Source organism: Georgenia daeguensis (assembly GCF_039537705.1).
GTDB classification, from domain to species: Bacteria; Actinomycetota; Actinomycetes; order Actinomycetales; family Actinomycetaceae; genus Georgenia; species Georgenia daeguensis.
Genome location: NZ_BAABBA010000084.1, coordinates 1 through 955 on the forward strand (window position 1 = coordinate 1; position 955 = coordinate 955).

General features: G+C 76.0%; 1 protein-coding gene. It reads left to right on the plus strand.

Features of this window, described 5'->3' with window-relative positions; all coding sequences use genetic code 11:
- Positions 1-955: DUF222 domain-containing protein (locus tag ABD774_RS21510; RefSeq protein ID WP_345045829.1), on the plus strand; the 955-nt coding region annotated here is incomplete at both ends.

The window sequence follows — 955 nt, forward strand, 5'->3', positions numbered from 1 at the left end:
TGAACCACACCCGGGTGCTCCCCGACGGGATGGGGTCGATCTACGCGGTGCTGCCGGCCGAGGACTGTGTCCAGGTCGATCTGACCCTGGACGCGATCGCGCACGGGGCGAAGAACGACGGCGACGCGCGCACGATCGACCAGCTGCGCGCCGACGCCCTGCTCGCGCTGACCCACGCCGCCCTGATCGCCGGCACCACCGGCCCACCCGACACCAGCACAGACACCGGGACCGGCACTCGCACCGGCACCAGCGTGCCCGACGTGAACGACGCGAGCCGCACCGGAACGCCGCCCGTGGACAGCTCCGCGACGGGCGACTGTGCGTCCGACGGCCCACCGCCGACGGACGACGCGCCGCCACCGGCCCGCCCGCCGCAGCATGTCGGGAGCGAGGGTGGCGCGGCGGCCGGGCCGTCCGGGGGTCTGCCGGGCGCGGCCCCGCCCGCGGCGGGGGTCCCGGTGGGGGTGGAGTTCCCGCCGCTGCACCAGCTGCTGCTGCGCTCGTGCGAGCGCTTCACCGTTCCCGACATCCGCGTCCATGTCACCGTCCCGCTGGCCACCACCCTCCCGCCCGAACCCCGAAGCGGGTCCAAGGGCACAGCCCTGCCCACCGCCGCCGGCGGTGCCGAGGGTGCCAAGGGTGCCGAGGGTGCTGACGCTGACGCTGACGCTGACGCTGACGCTGACGCTGACGCTGACGCTGACGCTGACGCTGACGCTGACGCTGACGCTGACGCTGACGCTGACGCCGACACCGGCGACGGCGACGGCGAGGGCGGCGAGGGCGGCGGGGAGGTGGGCGCGGAGGCCGTTCCGGCGGCGTACGTGGAGGGGTACGGGCCCATCACCCCGGACCTGGCCCGGGCCCTGGCCGCGGGCGGGACCTGGCGGCGCCTGGTCACCGACCCCGTCACCGGGACCGTGACCCACCTCGGCCGGTCCGTCTACCGGCC